The sequence below is a fragment of the Pannonibacter phragmitetus genome, from assembly GCF_050510895.1.
GTDB lineage: Bacteria > Pseudomonadota > Alphaproteobacteria > Rhizobiales > Stappiaceae > Pannonibacter > Pannonibacter phragmitetus_B.
Map to the genome: position 1 here is coordinate 3385137 of NZ_JBNINT010000001.1, position 17150 is coordinate 3402286.

The 17150-nt window shown below is 61.8% G+C and carries 14 protein-coding genes and 2 pseudogenes; 6 read left to right on the top strand and 10 right to left on the bottom strand.

What is annotated here, in order from left to right; translation table 11 throughout:
• Positions 1-20: 20 nt before the first annotated feature.
• The 5 genes from ACQB61_RS16170 to ACQB61_RS16190 all read left to right on the top strand — a co-directional run bounded on the left by ACQB61_RS16170 (position 21) and on the right by ACQB61_RS16190 (position 5159).
• On the top strand, positions 21-944 hold the full coding sequence (locus tag ACQB61_RS16170; protein ID WP_430513449.1) for a ribokinase: 924 nt from the start codon (positions 21-23) through the stop codon (positions 942-944).
• Positions 945-1015: 71 nt separating this feature from the next.
• Positions 1016-1519 (top strand): retropepsin-like aspartic protease family protein, encoded by a 504-nt coding sequence (locus ACQB61_RS16175; protein ID WP_430513450.1) that lies wholly within the window; start codon positions 1016-1018, stop codon positions 1517-1519.
• Positions 1520-1586: 67 nt separating this feature from the next.
• A complete protein-coding gene (locus ACQB61_RS16180) occupies positions 1587-3086 on the top strand; it encodes a phosphomannomutase/phosphoglucomutase (RefSeq protein ID WP_430513451.1) in 1500 nt (499 codons plus the stop codon).
• A 26-nt stretch (positions 3087-3112) separates the two neighbouring features.
• Positions 3113-4117, top strand: a complete 1005-nt coding sequence (locus tag ACQB61_RS16185) for an aldose epimerase family protein (RefSeq protein WP_430513452.1) — start codon at positions 3113-3115, stop codon at positions 4115-4117.
• Positions 4118-4127: 10 nt separating this feature from the next.
• Positions 4128-5159, top strand: coding sequence for a histone deacetylase family protein (locus tag ACQB61_RS16190; RefSeq protein ID WP_430513453.1), 1032 nt, complete (start codon positions 4128-4130; stop codon positions 5157-5159).
• A 37-nt stretch (positions 5160-5196) separates the two neighbouring features.
• On the opposite strand, the gene ACQB61_RS16195 is transcribed toward ACQB61_RS16190, so the two are convergent.
• The 3 genes and pseudogenes from ACQB61_RS16195 to putA form a co-directional block, all read right to left on the bottom strand.
• The gene (locus tag ACQB61_RS16195) at positions 5197-5391 is read right to left on the bottom strand and encodes a type II toxin-antitoxin system RelE/ParE family toxin (RefSeq protein WP_430513454.1); all 195 of its coding nucleotides are present in this window, start codon (positions 5389-5391) and stop codon (positions 5197-5199) included.
• Positions 5392-5495: 104 nt separating this feature from the next.
• Entirely contained in the window at positions 5496-5759 is a 264-nt protein-coding gene (locus tag ACQB61_RS16200) for a type II toxin-antitoxin system ParD family antitoxin (RefSeq protein ID WP_430513455.1), read from the bottom strand.
• Positions 5760-5896: 137 nt separating this feature from the next.
• A pseudogene (putA, locus tag ACQB61_RS16205) lies at positions 5897-9074 on the bottom strand (bifunctional proline dehydrogenase/L-glutamate gamma-semialdehyde dehydrogenase PutA); the annotation flags it as partial.
• A gap of 66 nt (positions 9075-9140) precedes the next feature.
• Between putA and ACQB61_RS16210 the strand changes: the two are divergent.
• Positions 9141-9611, top strand: coding sequence for an Lrp/AsnC ligand binding domain-containing protein (locus ACQB61_RS16210; protein ID WP_430513456.1), 471 nt, complete (start codon positions 9141-9143; stop codon positions 9609-9611).
• A 179-nt stretch (positions 9612-9790) separates the two neighbouring features.
• On the opposite strand, the gene ACQB61_RS16215 is transcribed toward ACQB61_RS16210, so the two are convergent.
• From ACQB61_RS16215 to ACQB61_RS16245, 7 genes and pseudogenes are all read right to left on the bottom strand, one after another.
• Positions 9791-9991 (bottom strand): cold-shock protein, encoded by a 201-nt coding sequence (locus ACQB61_RS16215; protein WP_019963447.1) that lies wholly within the window; start codon positions 9989-9991, stop codon positions 9791-9793.
• A gap of 137 nt (positions 9992-10128) precedes the next feature.
• Positions 10129-11313, bottom strand: coding sequence for a putative bifunctional diguanylate cyclase/phosphodiesterase (locus ACQB61_RS16220; protein ID WP_430513457.1), 1185 nt, complete (start codon positions 11311-11313; stop codon positions 10129-10131).
• A gap of 526 nt (positions 11314-11839) precedes the next feature.
• Positions 11840-13525, bottom strand: coding sequence for a methyl-accepting chemotaxis protein (locus ACQB61_RS16225; RefSeq protein ID WP_430513458.1), 1686 nt, complete (start codon positions 13523-13525; stop codon positions 11840-11842).
• 13 nt (positions 13526-13538) lie between these two features.
• Positions 13539-14147 (bottom strand): hypothetical protein, encoded by a 609-nt coding sequence (locus tag ACQB61_RS16230; RefSeq protein WP_430513459.1) that lies wholly within the window; start codon positions 14145-14147, stop codon positions 13539-13541.
• A 189-nt stretch (positions 14148-14336) separates the two neighbouring features.
• Positions 14337-15191, bottom strand: coding sequence for an SDR family oxidoreductase (locus ACQB61_RS16235; RefSeq protein WP_430513460.1), 855 nt, complete (start codon positions 15189-15191; stop codon positions 14337-14339).
• 17 nt (positions 15192-15208) lie between these two features.
• Positions 15209-16021: a TrmH family RNA methyltransferase gene (locus ACQB61_RS16240; protein ID WP_430514396.1), complete on the bottom strand. Its 813-nt coding sequence runs from the start codon at positions 16019-16021 to the stop codon at positions 15209-15211.
• A 17-nt stretch (positions 16022-16038) separates the two neighbouring features.
• Positions 16039-17057 (bottom strand): annotated as a pseudogene (locus ACQB61_RS16245) (class I SAM-dependent methyltransferase).
• Positions 17058-17150: the final 93 nt, after the last annotated feature.

Genomic DNA, 17150 nt, shown 5'->3' on the forward strand with positions numbered 1-17150 from the left:
CACCGGCAGGAGCAGCCCGCATGATCACCGTCTTCGGGTCCATCAATCTTGATCTCGTTGCGGCGGTCGAGCGCCTGCCCCTGCCGGGTGAAACGGCAGCCGGGCCGGACCATCAGAACTTTCCCGGGGGCAAGGGTGCCAACCAGGCGCTAGCCGCCCGCCGCGCCGGAGCGGACGTCGCCATGACCGCTGCGGTGGGAACGGATGTTTTCGCCGCCCCTGCCCTTGCCAATCTCGAAGCGGCTGGCGTTGATCTGTCCGGCGTGCGCCGCCTCGATGGGGCGACCGGCATTGCCATGATCGGCGTCGAGGCCAGCGGCGAGAACCTCATCATCGTTGCCAGCGGCGTCAATGCCCGCGTCTCGGCCGCCTGGCTTAAGGGCAGGCTGCCTCATGGTTCCATCCTGCTGATGCAGATGGAAACCCCTGTAGCCGAAATCCGCGCCGCCATTGCCGCTGCACGCGAGGCCGGCGCAACGGTGATCCTCAACACCGCCCCCGCCGGAGACCCGGCCGTCAGCGAGCTTGCCAGCCTCAGCGATATTGTCATCGCCAACGAGAGCGAGGCGATGGAAATCGCCACGAAACTGGGCCTGCCCAGCGAACCGGAAGCCTTCGTGCGCACCGTTGCAGAAGGCCGACTGGGCACTGCACGTCTCGCCGTGGTGACGCTCGGCGCAAAAGGCGTCATCGCCCACGATGGCAAAGCGCTGTACAGCGTCCCCACACCGAAGGTGAAAGTGGTGGACACCACCGGTGCGGGGGATGCCTTCTGCGGTGCCTTTGCCGCCGCGCTGGACCGGGGAGATGAGCTGGGGGCCGCCCTGGCCTTTGGCGTAGCCGCCGGGAGTCTCGCCTGCACGGCCAATGGCGCGCAGGGCAGCGCACCGGACGCCGCTTCGATCCGCCAGCTTGCCGCGACCCTGCCCGTCACCCGCAGCTGAACCCGTTCACCGGATGCTAAGCCGGATATGGCAAGGATGGCGCGATCCAGACCCGCCAGTCCGGAAGGGCCATGTTCCGCTATCTTCTTATTCTCCTGCTTCTTGCCGCCCTGGTGCCTTTCGTGCCGGGGCTGGTTGGGCATGGGACAGAGGAAGAGGCAGGACCGGAAACAGCCAGCAGCGCGCAGACCGGACGGACCGCCGGCGGCACGCTGAAATTGCGAGCTGAACGGAACGGCCATTTCATCGCGGGAACCCGCATCAATGGAAAAGCGTTGAAGATGATGGTGGACACTGGTGCCACCTTCGTTGCCCTGCCTGCGTCCGAGGCCCGGCGTGCCGGGATAAAGCCGCAGGAGCAGGATTTCACGGCCCGGATCAGCACCGCCAACGGCATCATTGCCGCTGCGCCGGTGAAGATCGATACTTTGGAGCTGGGCCCTCTTTATCTCCGGAATGTAGATGCGGTGGTCATTCCGGATGCCTCATTATCGACACCACTGCTTGGCATGTCCGCACTGCGCCGGTTTAAACGATTTGATATTTCTGGTGACACGATGCTTCTGGTTCAATAATGTCCAGCCGCTCGGACACCACTCATTTCGTTAGTCTTTTCCGGCAAAAGCTCTTGTGAGGTTACTCATGTTTCCCAAGCCCGAAGCATTTCTGAAGTCGAATACCTACGCCTACGAATCCAAGCCGATGGTCAAGGCGACCGGCTTCCGCGAGTATGATGCGCGCTGGCTGTTCGAGAAGGAAATCAATCTGATGGGCATGCAGGCCCTCGGCATGGGGATTGGCACCCTGATGCATGAGCGCGGCATCCGTCCGGATATCGTTGTCGGCCATGATTTCCGCGGCTATTCCGCATCCATCAAGATGGCGGTCATCAACGGCCTGATGGCTGTGGGCATCAACGTGCATGACATCGGCCTTGCCCTGTCGCCGATGGCTTACTTCGCCCAGTTCGCGCTGGACGTGCCGGCCGTTGCCATGATCACCGCCTCGCACAATGACAATGGCTGGACCGGCGTTAAGATGGGCGTCAACCGCCCGCTCACCTTCGGCCCGGAAGAGATGGGCCGCCTGAAGGACATCGTGCTGAACTCGGCCTTTGTCGCCAAGGGCTCGGGTTCCTACCGCTACGTCGACAACTTCGCGGAAGTTTACATCAAGGACCTGACGGACCGTGCCAAGCTGAAGCGCCCGATCAAGGTTGTGGCAGCATGCGGCAATGGCACGGCTGGTGCCTTCGCTCCGCGCGTCCTCGAGATGCTGGGCGCAGAAGTCATTCCGCTGGACGCAGAACTTGACCACACCTTCCCGAACTACAATCCGAACCCCGAGGACATGAAGATGCTTCATGCCCTGCGCGACAAAGTTCTGGAAACCGGCGCAGATGTTGGCCTCGGCTTTGACGGCGACGGCGACCGCTGCGGCGTGGTGGACAACGAGGGTGAAGAGATCTTTGCCGACAAGGTGGGCGTGATGCTTGCCCGCGACATTTCCTCGCTCTATCCGAACTCCAAGTTCGTGGTGGACGTGAAGTCCACCGGCCTGTTCCACACCGACCCGGTGCTGAAGGCCAATGGCGCGGTGACCGACTACTACAAGACCGGCCACTCCTACATCAAGCGCCGCGTGACGGAGCTGGGTGCGATCGTCGGCTTTGAGAAGTCCGGCCACTACTTCTTCAACGCGCCAATCGGCCGTGGCTATGACGACGGCCTCGTCTCGGCCATCGCTATCCTCGACATGATGGACCGCAACCCCGGCAAGTCCATGGCCGACCTGCGCCGCGCCCTGCCGAAGACCTGGGGTTCGCCGACCATGGCGCCGCATTGCGAGGACGAAATCAAGTACGGCATCGTCGACAAGGTGGTTGCCCGCTTCCAGGCTATGCAGGCTGCCGGCGAGAAAGTGGCCGGACAGGCCATCACCGATCTCATCACCGTCAATGGCGTTCGCGTCGTGACGGAAGACGGCACCTGGGGCCTCGTCCGCGCCTCTTCCAACAAGCCCGAACTTGTGGTGGTGGTGGAAAGCCCGGCGTCCGAAGCCCGCCTGCACGAGATGTTCAAGGCCGTGGATGCGGTGCTGCGCGAGAACCCGGAAGTGGGTGCCTACAACCAGACCCTCTGATCCTGACCTGAACGGACGGCAAAGACATGATCCGGCCCTTTGGCACCCTTCCCGGCGGTGAAACCGTCAATGAAGTCACGCTGAGGGCCGGTTCCCTCGAAGCTGCCGTTCTGACCTACGGTGCAACCCTCAGGGACTTGCGCCTTCATGGCCGCCCGCTGGTTCTCGGGCTCGACACGCTTGAGGACTATCAGGCCCACGGCGCCTATTTCGGCGGTACCTGCGGGCGCTATGCCAACCGCATCGCTGCTGGCCGTTTCACGCTGGATGGCGTTTCCCATCAGGTCACCTGCAACGAGAAAGGCCGCAATCATCTGCATGGCGGCCTGTCTGGTTATGACAAGAAGCTCTGGCAGATTGCCGAACTCTCCTCATCCAGCCTGCTTATGACGCTGACTTCGCCTGATGGCGAGGAAGGCTATCCGGGCAATGTGGACCTGCGCTGCCGCTACACGCTGCTGGAAACCGGCATCCTGCGCCTTGAGATGAGCGCGGTGACCGATCAGCCGACGCTGGTCAACCTTGCCCACCACAGCTATTTCAATCTCGACAGTTCCACCGATATCAGCGGCCACCGGCTGCAAATCCTTGGCGATCGCTATCTGCCGGTCGATGCAGAATGCATCCCCACCGGTGAGATCCTGCCTGTCGAGGGCACCGCCTTTGATTTCCGCACCAAGCGCCCCATCCGCCGGACCGGCGCGGACCATGCGCGGGTGCTTTACGACCATAATTTCTGCGTGGCGGACACGCCATCAGATACCCTGCGCCTTGCTGCCGTGCTGGAAGGCGAGACCTCGGGCATTTCCATGGAGCTCTGGACCACCGAGCCGGGCGTCCAGTTCTATGATGCCTCCGGCCTTGGCGTGCCCTACGAGGGGCTGGAGGGGCGCCGCTATGGCCCGCACGCGGGACTTTGCCTGGAGCCACAGCGCTGGCCGGACAGCCCGAACCATACGGACTTCGCAGGGGCTGTTCTACGGCCCGGAACAACCTATAGTCAGGTGACCGAGTTCCGCTTCCAGCCGTGAGCCTCACCGCATGAAGACCGTTTTTTCGCCCGTCCAGCTGACCCATGATCCGAAGATGGAAATCTCGGACGGGATGCTGAAACCCGCAGTCGAAATTCCCAGCCGGGCCGAGATGGTCCGCAACGAAATTCTGGCCCGCAAGATCGGCCCCCTGTGGACCCCGCAGGACTTCGGCCGCGCCCCGCTGGAGCGGGTGCATGCGCCTGAGTACCTCGACTTCCTCGAAAGCTTCTGGAGCCGCTGGACAGCTGCCGGACGGAAAGGTGAGGCCTTCCCCTTCGTCTGGCCCGTGCGCCAGCTGCGCTCCTCGCCAACGCCCACCCACATCGACGGTATGCTGGGCCGCTTCTCCTTTGATGCCGGCACACCGCTGGGCGAGCACACATGGACAGCGGCCACCGCCAGCGCCAATTCGGCGCTCACTGCCGCCCGTTTCCTGCGCGAAGGTGACCGCTCGGCCTTCGCCCTCTGCCGCCCGCCGGGACACCATGCAGCGGCCGATTACTTCGGCGGCTATTGTTTCCTCAACAATGCCGCAATCGCTGCCCAGTGGCTGCGCGATCAGGGCACCGCACGCGTTGCCATCCTTGACGTGGACTATCATCATGGCAACGGCACGCAGGCGATCTTCTATGAACGCGCCGATGTGATGTTCCTGTCCATCCACGCCGACCCCAAGGAAGAGTACCCCTATTTCCTCGGCCATGCGGACGAGACGGGCGAAAAGGCAGGCAAGGGCTTCACCCACAACTGGCCGCTGCCACCCGGCACCGATTGGGTCCGTTACGCCCAAGCGCTGGAAGAAGCCTGCCGCTGGCTGACGGTCTATTCCCCGGACGTGCTGATCGTCTCGCTGGGTCTAGACACCTACGAGAAGGACCCGATCTCCCAGTTCCGCTTCGTGCCGGAAGACTTCCTGCGCCTCGGCGCGAGGTTAGCCCGCCTCGGCAAGCCTACCCTCTTCGTTATGGAGGGCGGCTACGCCGTCGACGCCCTCGGCTCCAACTGCGTCAACGTGCTGGAAGGATTTCTCGGAGGGTGAGGAGGGGCGGCATCTGCATATAGCAGGCCCTCTGGGCTCAGCCCAGCAGGTCCGGCAGATCGCGCATGGCGTGGAGAACCCGGACAACCTGCACCTCCTCACCAGCATCGAGAAAGAAAATCAGATAGCGCCCATGCCTGGCTGAACGCAGCCCCTTGCAAAGATCGTCCCGGGTAGGGAAACTGTCCGGGCGTTCAGCGGCCTGACGCATCCTGGCTTCGATCTCGGCCACAAAACAAAGGACTGGGCTCGGGCAGGATTGTCGTGGGCGATGAAGTCACCGATCTCGATCAGATCGGCCATGGCGGCCGGCAGGATGATCAGCCGCGCCATGAATCAGGGCTTCATCGCATATCTTGCACGAAGCTCTGCGAACACCTGATCCGCCGGGATGCCTGGTCCGCTGTCCAGCCCCGCCTTGATCGCCTCCCGCAAAGCCTCCAGTTCCTTCCGCTCTGCATCCCGGCTCCGCGTCCAGGCACGAAGAGCCTCCCGGACCACTTCGCTGGTCGAGGCATATTCACCCGCCGCCACCGTCTGACGCAGGGTTTCGGCCATTTCAGCCGGTACAGTGATCGTCATTCGTTCGACAGCGCCCATGACGGAAACTCCTGCAGCATCATCATACATCATCATACTTATGATGCCGATTGGCAGCAATGCCAGAGGGAGCGTTTTATGGCAGGCACGGAAAAGCTCAAGCTCGCCGGGAGACACATGACGCTCCCCCTACTCCCCGAATGGGCCAGCAGGCTGGCATTGCCGCCGGAGGCGGCGGTGTTGAGGAGATGACCTGTTCGAGGGCGAAGCGCTGCAGATAGGCCGGGCCGCCAGCCTTGGGGCCGGTGCCGGAGAGGCCCGCGCCGCCGAAGGGCTGGGTGCCGACGACGGCGCCGATGATGTTGCGGTTGACGTAGACATTGCCCACCGGCAGCCGGTCCACAACCTGCTTCACCGTGGCGTCGATGCGGGAATGGACGCCGAGCGTCAGGCCGTAGCCTGAGGCGGCGATCTTTTCCAGCATGGCGCCGAAGTCCTTTGCCTTGTAGCGCACCACATGCAGCACCGGGCCGAAGACTTCCCGCGTCAGGTCCTCGGGCCGTTCCAGCTCAATGATCTGCGGGGCCACATAGGTGCCGCCCGCGAGGGTCACGTCCGGCTCCTTGCCGGAGAATTTCAGCCGCCCGGCCGATTCCATCACCCGCACATGCGTGAGGATGTTGTCCCGCGCTTCACGGTCAATCACCGGGCCGATATCGGTTTCAGCAAGGCGCGCGTCGCCGAGGGTGAGTTCCCGCGCCGCGCCTTCGATCATTTCCAGCAGATGGTCCGCCACATCCTCCTGCAGGAACAAGAGCCGCAGGGCCGAGCAGCGCTGCCCGGCGGAGCGGAAGGCTGACGTGACCACATCATCGCAGACCTGTTCTGGCAGCGCCGTGGCATCCACCAGCATGGCGTTGATGCCGCCGGTTTCCGCAATTAGCGGCACGATGGGCCCGCGCCGTGCGGCGAGCGTGCCGTTGATCGCCCAAGCCGTTTCCGTGGAGCCCGTGAAGGCTACGCCCGCGACCTTGGAATGGGACGTCAGCGCCGCGCCCACCGATCCATCGCCTGGCACATAGAGCAGCGCGGTTTCCGGCACTCCAGCGGCATGGAACAGGCGGACGGCCTCATGGGCAATCAGCGGCGTCTGTTCGGCAGGCTTGGCCACCACTGCATTGCCCGCAACAAGCGCGGCGGCCACTTGACCGAGGAAGATGGCGAGCGGAAAATTCCAGGGCGAAATGCAGACGAAGACGCCGCGTCCGCGCAGGCGGTAGCGGTTTTCCTCGCCCGTGGGGCCGGGCATCAGGCGGCCTTCGCCGAAGAGCCCGCGCGCCTCGGCAGCATAGTAGCGGCAGAAATCCACCGCCTCGCGGATTTCGGCAATGCCATCCGGCAGGGTCTTGCCGGCTTCCACGGCCAGAAGCGCCATCAACCGGTCGCGGTTTTCTTCCATCAGATCCGCCATCCGGTCGAGCGCGGCAGCGCGGTCTTCCACCGGCGTGCGGGACCAGCTCTCAAAGCCCTTGGCCGCAACCTCCATGGCTGCAGCTGCCAGCCTGGCGTCAGCCTCGGTCACTTCACCGGCCACAAGGCTGCCGTCAATGGGGGAAAGGAGGGCACGCGGGCGGGCGGTAGCATCATGGCCCGGCACAAGCGGGCGGGCGGTGACGGCCGGGAAGCTCTGGCGGGCCATGCCGGAAAGCAGCGCGTTGCGCTCTGTCTCCACGCCCAGCTCTAGCCCGGCAGCATTGCGGCGGCTGGGAGCATAGAGATCTGCGGGCAGCGCGATGGAGCGGTTGCGGGGCCGCTCACCGCCTTCCAGCAGTTCCGCCGGGCGCTTCAGAAGGTCTTCTGCGGGAATGCTGGCATCGCCCACGATGGAGACGAAGGAGGAATTGGCACCATTTTCCAGCAGGCGGCGCACCAGATAGGCCAGCAAATCCTTGTGACCACCAACGGGTGCATAAATGCGGCAGGGATAGCCATCGCGCTCCACCACGGCCTTGTAGAGGCTTTCGCCCATGCCATGCAGGCGCTGGAACTCGAAGCCCTCCGGCTTTCCTGCCATCTCCTGAATCTGGGCAACGGTGAGCGCATTGTGGGTGGCGAATTGCGGATAGATGACGTCCCGCGCCGCCAGCAGGCGGCGGGCACAGGCGAGATAGGACAGGTCCGTCGCGGCCTTGCGGGTGAAGACGGGATAGTCTGCCAGCCCCGCTCCTGCGCGCGCTTGATCTCCGTATCCCAGTAAGCGCCCTTGACGAGGCGCACCATCAGGCGGCGGTTGTGAAGGCGTGCCAGATCAATAAGCCAGCTAATGACCTCCTGCCCGCGCTTTTGATAGGCCTGCACCGCAAGGCCGAAACCACTCCAACCGTCCAGCACCGGGTCAGCCACAAGCCGCGAAATCAGGTCCATAGACAGTTCCAACCGGTCGGCCTCTTCCGCGTCGATGGTGAAGTTGAGATCATGGGCGCGGGCCATCCGAGCAAGGTCGAGCACGCGGGGCAGCAGTTCGCTCATCACCCGCTCTTCCTTCACCGCCTCATAACGCGGATGCAGCGCCGAAAGCTTGACGGAGATGCCCGGCCGGTCCGGCAGGGGGCGGGACCCGGCTGCCTTGCCGATGGCCTCGATGGCAGCGGCATAGGAGCGGAAGTAGCGTTCCGCATCGGCTTGTGTGCGCGCACCTTCCCCCAGCATGTCATAGGAGAAACGGTAGCCCTTCGGCTCCAGCACCTTGGCCCGCTTCAGCGCATCCTCGATGGTTTCGCCCAGCACGAACTGATGGCCAAGCAGGCGCATGGCCTGCCGCGTTGCCGTGCGCACAGCCGGCATGCCAATCCGGCGCACGAGGCTGGTGAGGATGCTGTCCGGCGTATCGCCCGGATGCAGCAGCCGCGAGGTGACGCCCAGCGCCCAGGATGAGGCAGAAACAAGCCATGTGTCGGACTTGCGCCCTTCTCCTTCGCCGAATTTCGCGGCGGCCAGCTTGTCCTCGATCAGCTTGTCGGCAGTCGCCGCATCCGGCACGCGCAGCAGCGCCTCGGCCAGCACCATCATGGCAAGGCCCTCGCGGGTGGTCAGGCCGAACTCCCGCATGAAGTCTTCGACGCCACCAAGGCCGGAGCGCGCACCGCGCATGTCCTCGATATAGGCCGTGGCCTTTGCGTCGATCCGAGCTTCCGCATCAGCGGCAAGCCGGGTTTCGGCCAGCATGCGGCGCACCAGTGCGCCATCATCGGGAGCGAATTCCGCACGGAAAGGGGAAGCAAGGAGAGCGGGGGCAAGCGGGACAGACACAGGCTTCAAGATCGGATCTCCGGCAGGCGCAAGGCGCAACAGGGCTTTCCACCAGATTACCTGCATTCCTTCTTTTGTTTTCGCCAAAGACAGGCTATCAAACCTGACATTTTCTTGAAATAAGGCCGCCCGATGGAGAATATTCCGGATCTTGACCGCATTGACCGTAAAATCCTGGGAGCGTTGCAGGAGGATGGGAGGATCACCAACACGGATCTGGCCGAAAAGATCGGCCTGTCCGCCACCGCCACCTCGGAGCGGATGAAGCGGCTGATCCGCGACGGCTACATCCTGCGCTTCACCGCAGAGCTGAACCCGCAAAAGCTCAATCTCGGGCTGCTGGTGTTCGTGGAGGTGAAGCTGGACAAGACGACGGCGGATGTGTTCGACGCTTTTGCCGCTGCCGTCGCCCGGTCTCCGGAGGTGCTGGAATGCCACATGGTCGCGGGCGGCTTTGACTATCTCATCAAAAGCCGCGTGCGCGACATGACCCATTACCGGCAGTTTCTGGCAGAGGTGATCCTGAACCTGCCGGGCGTGCGCGAAACGCACACCTACGCGGTGATGGAGGATGTCAAGGACACCCACGTTCTGCCGATTTGAGAGGGGAGGTTTGGCGGCGGCCGGTGAGACCGCCGTAGGAAGCCTTGCGCGTTTCAGATGGTAGCCCTGCAGGCATTTCCGGGCGAACGTTGCATCAGTCCGTCTTCCAGAAACGTCATCCATCCGCAGGCAGAAACGCGCGGGCAAGGAACAAGCTGCAAGCCGCGGGGTAGAGCGGCTTACAGCACTTTCACATGTTCGGCCATGCTGCGGCCAGCGCGGAAGGCCATGTCGAAGGCAACAAGCTGGCCTTCATGCAGGCTGCCAATGCCAGAGCGGCGCAGGCTCGCCAGATCAACGAGGACATCGTCCCCTTCCTGAGGTTCGATCGCACCAATTCCCCGGTGCATGTCGAACCACTTTACGTTTCCGTGGTCCATTTTTTCTTCTTTCTTCACGTCACATCACAGGTCATCGGCCAGCTCTATAGCTGGCTTTTTCGACGGCTCGATGACAGTTGTCATTGGAGGATCGCCACCTCTGGTCAGGAATGACTGGTGGCTGCCTTGTGTCAGCTTCACACTTGCGTGGTTAACAGAAGCCTAACGGCCTCTTCTCCGCATCCTATTGCAGGCTGCGGCATTGCTGCACGGATACACAGATGGGCCTTGAGAGGGGCAATGTCAAGTGGTGGCGAGCTCCGCCGCGCGCATAGGTGCAGAATCCGGAACGATAGCGCGTACACCTCGCAGGCCTTCCTCGATGCAATCCGCAAGACTGCTTGCAGATACCGGGCGGCTGAACAGAAAGCCCTGGAAGCTGAAACATCCAGCTTCATGCAGCAGCTCGAACTGCGCCTGTGTCTCGACCCCTCGGCGATGATCTCCAGCCCGAGGCTCTGACCAAGCGTCAGAATGGTGCTCACGATCGCAAGGTTGCGGTCATCGCTCAGGAGATCCCTGACAAAGGACTGGTCGATCTTCAGCTGATCAAACGGCAGCTGCTTCAAGGAGCTAAGCGAGGAGTAGCCCGTGCCGAAGTCATCCAACGACCAGCTGATGCCCAGTTCCTTGAGCGCCCGCATCTTGCCGCAGACAACCGCCGCATCTTCGGCAAGCGCGCTCTCGGTCAGCTCCAGCTTCAAAAGCTCCGGGCACGCCCCGCTCAGCCGCAAGATACTGCGAACCTGCTCGACGAAATCCGGCTGACGGAACTGCGAGGCGCTGACATTGACGGAAACGGTCAGCTGCGCTGTCAGGGGAGAGGCAGCCCATGCCGCAAGCTGGGCACAGGCCGTCCGCAGCACCCATTCGCCGATGGGAATGATCAGTCCCGTCTCCTCGGCAAGCGCGATGAACTCACTTGGCGGAATATTGCCTTTCTTGCCGTGCTTCCAGCGCAGCAGCGCTTCGGCGCCTTGTATCCGGCCGGCTGAATCCACCTGAGGCTGATATTGGAGATAGAACTCGCCCTTTGCGATCGCATGGCGGATTTCGCTCTCCATGGCGCGGCTCGCATTCAGATTTGTCTGTAGCAGAGCAACCACGGCACAGGTGCTGACAACACCTGTAATTGTATTCACCCAGACAGTGACAGGGTGCCCCGCACTGGGTGTTGCCAGCTCAGGCAGAAACCTGGGAGCCGCATCCAGGGAAAAGACCGTAAAGGCCAGAACGCCCAGCAGCGGCAGAAACAACCGCAGATACCGGCCCTCATTCTGGAAGATCAGGAAGGTCGCAGCGATCACCGGCAGGAAACTCATGTGAATCGATCTGGGGAGACCTTCGGGAGGCATGTCAAACAGGCTGGCCAAAAAACAACAGCCAGCAGAGCATGTGCCATGATCATCGACGCCGCACGCAGCCGGTTGGCAAACGCAAGTGCCGCCATCACCAGTCCGGTGAGGGCGGAAAAGAAGATCCAGACAGAATTGGGAACCGCCCCCAACATGAGGGAATGAACAGCCCACGTAGAGCTGATGACACATGTTACCAACCCGCCAACCAGCACCACACTTCGAATACGTGTATTGTGCTGTCCTTTCGGCGCCCAGCTCGAAACATCTGACTTGGCCAGCTTCAGATCATCGCAGATTTTATTTAAAATTCTAATCAATATTTTGACTATTCAACGTTCACCCAAGAACTTACCAGCTATTCCATGGATGGGAAAAATACAACTTTTAAACAAAACACAACCCGCAATTAGACCAGCCAGAGCGGGTGGCATCCCCCACATGAAAACGGCCGGGCGTCTCTGCCCGGCCGTACCATTTTTGGCTCATACTATCAGGCTGCGCGAACCTGATTGAGGAAGTCCGTCATCGCCTGCCGCATGCGGGCAGAGCGGTCATGAAGATCCTCAATGGCATGACGCATGTCCTCACTGATGGCGCCGGTTTGCTGTGCGGATGCACTGACGGTGCCGATGGAGTCTGTCACGCCATGGGTGCTGCTGGCTGCCTGCGAGACGTTGCGGGCAATCTCGTTGGTAGCTGCGTTCTGCTGCTCGGTCGCCGCAGCCATCGCCGTGGTGCGTTCGGAAATCAGCTTCACCATTTCCGCAACAGCGGCGGTTGCTTCAATTGACTCCGACGCAGCTGCGCGCATCTCGGAGATCTGGCTGTCAATTTCTTCGGTCGCCTTGGCGGTCTGCTCGGCCAGTGCCTTCACCTCGCTGGCGACAACCGCGAAGCCACGGCCAGCCTCACCCGCGCGGGCTGCCTCGATGGTGGCATTCAGGGCCAGCAGGTTGGTCTGATTGGCGATGTCGTTGATAAGACGCGTCACATCGCCGATGCGCACCACCACATCCTGCAGCTTTCCAACCGCCTGATTGGACCGGTCAACTTCAGTCTCTGCCTTGGCTGCAACCTTTGAGGCAGAGTGCACCTGCTCGTTGATCTCGGCGATGGAGGCAGAAAGCTCTTCCGTGGCACTGGCAACGGTGTTGACGTTGTTCGTCGTGTGCTGGGATGCCTCGGCAACGGACGCAGCCTGACTGTTTGTCTCGCTGGCGATGGACGCCAGAGAAGAGGCCGTACCCTTGAGGTTTGTCAGCCCGCCAATCATCTCGTCGGAGATGGAGAGCACGGCTTGCTCGAAGGAACTGGCAACCTCTCCCATGCCGCGTTTGCGCGCTTCCTCAGCTTCCGCGCGCTGGTGCTCTGCAGCGGCTTCAAGGTCACGGGTCCGCAACATGTTTTCACGGAAGATCTCCATGGCACTGGCCATGTCGCCAATCTCGTCGCGCCGGTCACCCAGTTTTGCCTGTGCAGTCAGATCACCGCTGGCAAGCCGCCCGAGCACGACAGACAGTGACTTCAATGGACGTGACACCAGCTGGTAGTTGAGGAAGCCGAACACGAGCGCGACAACCAGCATCAGCCCGGCACTGCCAAGGGAGATCATCCGGGCAGACGAAAGTGCCGCCTCTTCCTCCGCCCCAAGCTGCCTTGTGGCCGCATTCAGCGCCTCTTCCAGCTTGTGGATGCCGTCTGCGGCACGCGCATGCAAGGCGCGGCCTTCACCTGTCAGTTCCATCGCCCGCGCAAGATCAACTGTTTCCGGTGTGCGCATGTTCTGAACCTGCACCGCCACAAAGCCGGACTGCCAATCGGACCAGGCGGACTGCACCTCATCGGCCAGCGGAACAGCAGCCGGAACAAGAACAGCCACATGCTCGCGAATGCCCGACAATGCAGTGGTGATCTCGGGAGACTTCTCCTCGGACAGGCGCAGCCAATCCCGGTCACCTGTCAGAAGAAACGTCTTGAGGTCGAGATTCTGTTCGATGATCAGACCGTTGAGCTTATCGATTTCCGACACGGTCTCGTTCAAGTCAGCTACTATTGAGACGGTGTGGCTGACTTCTACGGTTTTCTGGTAGGTCGTAAACCCGGCAATGGCGCTAATCAGGGAGAGGCCCGCAAATGCCAGGATCCCTTTCTGCGTGACAGAAATATTCTTGAGCATGTCTTGCCTCCTGTCAGCTGCCTGTGCCGGATCGGCGCTGCAGTTCGGTCAGGTTGAGGTCGATCGTGGCGGCCCCGATGGGCTTTCCACCATCCGGATCTGTCAGCGTCATGTTGACCTGCGTGACCCAGATCTTGCGCTCCTCATCCCATTCTGCCTCATCAACGAAAACGACATCGGCGCCAAGCGGAAACGTCTTCTGAAACTTCGCCTCATCACCTTGCCAGTAGTCGCCGGTGATACTGCTCTGCCCTACGTTCAGGCCGTTCGCATCCATCACGAACATCTCGGCATAGAGCCCGAGGCTGCCAGCCTGCACACGCAAGAGATAGATCGAAAGCGGTGCCGAAAGGGTTGCAGAAATCAAGGGCTTGTCGGATCCCTCACGCTCGGCAACCCACTGCTTGTCCAGCGCCTCAATATCCGTCTGCGCGAGCTTTCCGCGCAACTGGTTCTGCGCCTTGATGGACAGAGGAACAATGGGGTTTTGCAGCGCCGTCCTGATCTCCTCGATCACCGCCGGCGTGATGAGCGCAGCCGTATCCGGCACTGCGGGCTGCGCCGCAGCCTGCAACCCGAATGCAGCCAGTCCTAGAAGTGGGGCTGCGTAGAGGTACTTCATGTCATGCCTCGTATATTTTTATTTTCACGAGACTGAAAGAAGCGCGTTAAGAATGAATGAAACTGCTCAACGAAAGAACAGGCCGACCAAAATAAGAGCACATCTGGTCAAGAATACTCAATCTGAAGTCAACAAGATCAAATTTGCATACAATTTCCAGGATCAATCCATTGTAAAATATGACAATACTCAATCGTTCAGCAAATTACGTAAGGAAATTCTATAATCCCGGTAAAGCAACTGATACCCTAGTTCGCGCTTGATACGCTCGTTTGAAACACGCTTGTTCTCACCATAAAATGAACGAGCCATTTGTGACAGTTCCGCCGTTTCGAAATCCTGTTCCGGCGGTGGTTGTACTCCCATGATTTCTGCAGCATAGGCAACCACATCCTGCGGCGGCGCGGGTTCATCATCGGTCACATTGTAAATCCGGGTGTTTGGCCGCTCGAGGGATGCTTCAAGCGCACCGGCAATGTCCTCGACACGGATGCGGTTGAACACCTGACCCGGCTTAACAAGCCGTCTGGCCGTACCCTCACGCAGGTTCACGAGCGCATTGCGGCCCGGCCCGTAGATACCTGACAGACGGAAGATCTGCACCGGCAAATCCTCCTGTGCCGAAAACTCCAGCCAGGCGTTTTCGGCGGCCACTCGCTGCACTGACCGGCGCGACACCGGGCGGCAGGGCGTGTCTTCGTCCACCCAGGCGCCATCATGGTCGCCGTAGACACCGACGGTGGAAAGATAGCCAATCCACTGCGGGCGGCCTCTGGCAACATCAGCGCCGTGATGGAGCAGAACCGGATCACCGGCCTCATCCGGTGCAATGGACTGGAGAATGTGGGTCGCGCTGGCCAATGCCGCGCCGATACCCTCACCCGGCTGCCTGCCGTCAAAAAGAAACGGCTGGACGCCCAGCGCCTTCAGCTGCTCTGCCTTGGCCCCGGATCGCGTGGTACCGCCGATCCAGCTGCAGCGGTGCCGGATGCGCTCAACAAAAGCCTTCGAGGAATAGCCGACTCCGAAGATGAACAGGCGCATGGGTGTCTCCCGGATGGTCAGAGGCTGAGTTTCTTGCGGCGGATCTCGTAAAGCGTGATGCCGGTGGCGACGGCCAGATTGAGGCTATCGGCCTGACCAGCCTGCGGAATGCGCACCAGCGTCTTGCAGGCGGCCGCCAGATCATCGGAAAGGCCCTGCTGCTCGTTGCCCATCACGAGCAGCGCCGGTTCCCGGTAATCCACCGTGCGGTAATCGACGGAACCGGCAAGGTGGGTGCCAGCCACAGTGCCCGGCCACTTGGCCATCACGGCCTTGAAGGCCTCGGCGGAGGTCTTGACCAGCGGCACATGGAAGAGCGAGCCCATGGTGGCACGCACGGCTTCCACCGCGAAGGGATCGGTACAGTCGCCGATGAGGATCACGCCGGAAGCCCCCACCGCGTCAGCCGTGCGGATGATCGTGCCCAGATTGCCCGGATCACGCACCCGGTCGAGGGCAATCCAGACGGTGGACTGGGCCGGGTCAATGCGGTCCAGCGGCGTCAGCTGCTGCTCATAGACGCCCACCACCATCTGCGGGTTCTCCTTGCGGGTGATGGCCTCAAGAATGGGCGTATTCACCTCAAGGATCAGCGCGCCGCGTGATTTGGCCGTGGCTGCCGCCTTCTGTGCGATCGGATTTTCACGCGCTTCCGGGCCGAGCGCCAGATAGCGAACGGTCCAGCCCGCATCGAGCGCATCCGTTGCCAGCTTGAGCCCTTCCGCCACGAAGAGACCGGATTGCGTCCGGTGCTTGCGCAGCGTGACGAGGCCCTTGATCTCCTTGATGATGGGGTTGGAATGGCTGGTGATCTGCTTCACCGCCCCCATGCGGGGTCTTTGCTCGCTCATGCGCCGCTCCAGCGGGAAAAGAGGGATGTGGACAGGCAGCGCTCGCCCTTTTCCTCGCGGATGACAAGCTCGCCGGATTCCAGCAGGCCCCCTGCTTCGACAGGGTTTCAGCCATCAGCTCATGGACGGAGAGGAACGATGCACGGATGGCATAGGCCGTCAGGATCATGAACAGGGCGTTGGGAGACAGCAGCTGGCGCAGCATGTCCAGCATTTCAGGCAGGTTGACGAACAGATCCCAGACTTCGCCCTTTGGCCCGCGGCCATATTTCGGCGGATCCAGGATGATGCCGTCATAAGTGCTGCCGCGCCGCACTTCGCGCGCCACGAACTTGCTGGCATCTTCCAGGATCCAGCGGATGGGCAGATCGCCAAGGCCGGAGAGGTCCTGATTTTCACGGGCGTAGGCGATCGCCTTCTTCGAAGCATCCACATGGGTGACATGAGCGCCAGCCGCAGCCGGCAGCAGCGAGGCAAGGCCAGTGTAGCCGAAAAGGTTCAGAACCTTGACCTGACGGCCGGGTTCGGCGGCGCGTGCCGCGCGAACCTTCTCCATTACCCAGTCCCAGTGTGGGGCCTGCTCAGGAAACACGCCCACATGGCGGAAGGACATGAAGCGGCCGAGATAGCGCGCGGGGCCGTAGGCCATTTCCCAGGTCTCGGGCACGCTGCCAGCGAACTTCCAGCGGCCTGGGCCTTCTTCGTCAACGTCGCCGGTAAAGACCGCGTCCGCCCTGTCCCACACAGACTGCTTGAGGCGAGGCAGGCCCATAGCCTGCGGCTCTGGCCGGACAACGGTAAAGCGGCCATAGCGCTCCAGCTTCTGCCCGCGCCCCATGTCCAGCAGGGCATAGTCCTTCCACCCGGCCGTTTCGAGGATCACCGGCCAGCGGGCCGCGGGCGGCAGCCCCGGACGGGCCGCAGCAGAAACGGCAGCCCCGCGCTCTGGCAAGGAGGCATGGCCGGTATCAACGGCGGCGGCGGGCTTTTGCGGGGTTTGAGGGGCCTGGGCCACGGGCAAAACTTTCCGGAAGTCTCGATAACACGGTATAGTCTCAGCCATTAGGGCGGAGCGGGCCTGCGGTCAATCGGCTAGCCCTGATTTATG